The following is a 3,753-nucleotide window of genomic DNA, read 5'->3' on the forward strand; positions in this document are numbered from 1 at the left end:
CCACCCCTTCCCAACCCCCCCATTTTCCTGTAGACGCGCGCAATCTGTGACGTGAAGGCCTGCCCCCGGCCGCATGCAAAGGATAGGGGGCGGCGGCAATGGGGCCGCTATGCAACGGGGGGCCCGGAACGCCGGGATGCCCCCATATAGGAAACGATGAATGTTTAACGTAACGAAAAAAGAAATCGAATGGGGCGGTGAAACGCTGACGCTGGAAACCGGCAAAGTTGCCCGTCAGGCCGATGGTTCGGTCATCGCCACGCTGGGCGAAACCAGCGTGATGGCCAACGTGACCTTTGCGAAATCGCAAAAGCCGGGGCAGGATTTCTTCCCGCTGACCGTGCATTATCAAGAACGCTATTACGCTGCCGGCAAAGTGCCAGGCGGCTTTTTCAAGCGTGAAGCGCGGCCTTCCGAAAAGGAAACGCTGACTTCGCGCCTGATCGACCGTCCGATTCGCCCGCTGTTCGTGGATGGGTTCAAGAACGAAGTTCTGGTCATTGTGACCGTGCTGAGCCACGACCTTGAGAATGAGCCAGACGTGCTGGCGATGATTGCTGCGTCCGCTGCGCTGACAATCTCCGGCGCGCCATTCATGGGACCGATCGCCGGTTGCCGCGTTGGTTTTGTCGATGGCGGATATGTACTGAACCCGACTTGCGACGACATGATGAAGCTGCGCGAAAACCCGGAACAGCGCCTTGATCTCGTTGTCGCAGGCACCAAAGATGCCGTGATGATGGTGGAATCCGAAGCCTATGAGTTGTCAGAGGCCGAAATGCTCGGCGCGGTGAAATTCGCCCATGACAGCATTCAGCCAGTGATCGACCTGATCATGGACTTCGCCGAAGACTGCGCGAAGGAGCCGTTTGATTTCACCCCGCCGGATTATTCCGCGCTTTATGACCGTGTGAAGGCCGCTGGTGAAAAAGACATGCGCGCCGCGTTTGCCATTCGTGACAAGCAAGAGCGCACAACGGCAATTTCCAACGCAGTCGCCGCGATCAAGGCAACCCTGTCGGAAGAAGATAGCGCCGACGACAATCTTGGCGCTGCGATCAAGAAGCTGGAAGCAAGCGTGTTGCGCGGCGATATCATCAACGGTTCCCCCCGGATTGATGGCCGCGATACCACGACGATCCGCCCCATTGTGTCGGAAACCGGTATCCTGCCGCGCACACACGGGTCGGCTTTGTTCACCCGTGGCGAAACCCAAGGTTTGGTTGTGACCACGCTTGGCACCGGCGAGGACGAGCAGTTCATCGACGCCCTGACCGGGACCTCCAAATCCAACTTCTTGCTGCACTATAACTTCCCCCCCTATTCGGTGGGCGAAGTGGGTCGCTTTGGCCCCCCCGGTCGTCGTGAAATCGGTCACGGCAAACTGGCTTGGCGTGCGCTTCAGGCGGTTTTGCCTGCGACAACCGACTTCCCCTATACCATTCGCTTGGTGTCGGAGATCACGGAAAGCAACGGTTCGTCGTCGATGGCCTCGGTATGCGGTGGTTCCCTGTCCATGATGGATGCGGGCGTTCCGCTGAAATCGGCAGTGGCTGGCGTGGCAATGGGCCTGATTTTGGATGACGATGGCAAATACGCGATCCTGTCCGATATCCTTGGTGATGAAGATCATCTTGGCGATATGGACTTCAAGGTTGCGGGCACCGAAAACGGCATCACCTCGTTGCAGATGGACATCAAGATTGCAGGCATCACGCCCGCGATCATGGAAAAAGCTTTGGCGCAGGCCAAAGACGGCCGGATGCACATCTTGGGCGAAATGGCCAAGGCTCTGACCTCGGCGCAGGCGTTCTCGGCTTATGCCCCGAAGATTGAGACGATGACCGTGCCGACCGACAAGATCCGTGAAGTGATCGGGTCGGGCGGTAAGGTGATCCGCGAAATCGTTGAAGTTTCGGGTGCGAAGGTCGATATCAACGATGACGGCGTGATCAAGATTGCCTCGAATAATGCCGAAGCGATCAGGAAAGCCTATGACATGATCTGGTCGATCGTAGCCGAGCCGGAAGAGGGCAAGATCTACACCGGCAAGGTCGTGAAGCTGGTCGATTTCGGCGCTTTCGTGAACTTCTTTGGCAAGCGTGATGGTTTGGTGCATGTCAGCCAGATCGCCAACAAGCGTTTGCAGCACCCGAATGAGGCGCTGAAAGAAGGTCAGGAAGTGAAAGTAAAGCTGCTTGGCTTTGACGATCGCGGCAAGGTCCGCTTGGGCATGAAGATGGTCAATCAGGAAACTGGCGAAGAGATCACCGAGCCAGCGGAAGGCTGATCATTCGGCGTTGAACGGACGGCCCCGGTGGAAACGCCGGGGCCGTTTGCTATGGGCGTGACGTATTGGCGCGATTCGACATTCCCGGCACCTGACGCCTCAGACCGGCCGGGGCGCGGTCTTGCATTCATGGGCTTGCATCGCTAGCAACATTGCAAGGAATTTCGGAGACTGTAGATGAGCGCGCTTGACGACCTGAAGGGCAAATACCTGACCGCTGTGGCCGAGGCAGGGGATGAGGCGGCATTGGAGGCGGTGCGGTTGGCTGCGCTGGGCAAAAAGGGTGAAGTCAGCCTGAAAATGCGCGAGCTGGGCGGCATGTCGCCTGAGGATCGCAGCAGTTTCGGCGCCGCTTTGAATGCCCTGAAGGATGAGATTGACGCAGCTTTGCGTGCCAAGAAGGCGGCGATGACCGATGCGGCGCTGGATGCACGGCTGCGCACGGAATGGCTGGACGTGACTTTGCCGGGACGGCCGCGCCCTGCCGGGACGATCCATCCGGTTTCGCAGGTTACCGAAGAGCTGACCGCGATTTTTGCCGATATGGGCTTTGCCGTCGCTGAAGGGCCGCAGGTGGAATCTGATTGGTACAATTTCGACGCGCTGAATATCCCTCCGGAGCATCCCGCGCGGCAGGAACACGACACGTTTTTCATGAACCGGGCGGAAGGCGACGACCGCCCGCCGCATGTGTTGCGCACCCATACTTCCCCGGTGCAAATTCGGGCAATGCTGGATCAGGGCGCGCCAATCCGCATCATCTGCCCCGGTCGCGTCTACCGCATGGATATGGACCAGACCCATTCGCCGATGTTCCATCAGGTCGAGGGGTTGGTGATCGGCAAGGATATCTCCATGGCCAATCTGAAATGGGTGTTGGAGGAGTTTTTCAGCGCGTTCTTCGGCAAACCCGTGAAAACCCGTTTCCGCGCATCCCATTTCCCGTTCACGGAGCCTTCGGCAGAGGTAGACATCCAATGTTCCTGGGTCAATGGACAGTTGCGCATCGGCGAAGGTGACGGCTGGATGGAGGTTCTCGGTTCCGGCATGGTGCATCCGCATGTGTTGCGCTCCGCCGGGGTGAACCCGGATGAATGGCAAGGCTTTGCCTTCGGCATGGGAATCGACCGGATGGCGATGCTGAAATACGGCATCCCGGACTTGCGGGCGTTCTTTGAATCCGATCTGCGCTGGCTGCGACATTACGGGTTTTCTGCGCTCAACGTGCCGGAATTGGCGGGCGGCGTCGCATGAGCTTCAACTCCTTCGGCCATATGTTCCGGGTGACAACCTGGGGCGAAAGCCACGGGCCGGCGCTGGGCGCGACCGTGGATGGTTGCCCGCCGGGGGTGCCACTGACGGAAGGCGATATCCAGCCATGGCTGGATAAGCGTAAGCCGGGGCAAAACAAGTTCACCACACAGCGACAAGAGGCCGATCAGGTGCGCATCCTGTCGGGGGTT

Annotated in this window: 3 protein-coding genes; all 3 read left to right on the forward strand. The window is 58.8% G+C overall.

From position 1 onward, the window contains the following. Positions 1-160: 160 nt before the first annotated feature. Positions 161-2,290, forward strand: coding sequence for a polyribonucleotide nucleotidyltransferase (gene pnp, locus L0H65_RS16145; protein WP_301460170.1), 2,130 nt, complete (start codon positions 161-163; stop codon positions 2,288-2,290). Positions 2,291-2,467: 177 nt separating this feature from the next. Continuing rightward, entirely contained in the window at positions 2,468-3,544 is a 1,077-nt protein-coding gene (gene pheS, locus L0H65_RS16150) for a phenylalanine--tRNA ligase subunit alpha (RefSeq protein WP_301460172.1), read from the forward strand. Next, positions 3,541-3,753, forward strand: a 213-nt coding sequence (locus L0H65_RS16155; RefSeq protein ID WP_301460174.1) for a chorismate synthase, incomplete at its 3' end; no start/stop codon positions are given. The genes pheS and L0H65_RS16155, both read left to right, overlap by 4 nt.

It is taken from the genome of Pseudorhodobacter sp., assembly GCF_030452865.1.
Taxonomy (GTDB): domain Bacteria; phylum Pseudomonadota; class Alphaproteobacteria; order Rhodobacterales; family Rhodobacteraceae; genus Pseudorhodobacter.

Bases quoted from the DNA above. Each gene is read 5' to 3' on its own strand.
- pnp (WP_301460170.1), top strand. From the start codon at position 161: ATGTTTAACGTAACGAAAAAAGAAATCGAATGGGGCGGTGAAACGCTG.
- pheS (WP_301460172.1), top strand. From the start codon at position 2,468: ATGAGCGCGCTTGACGACCTGAAGGGCAAATACCTGACCGCTGTGGCC.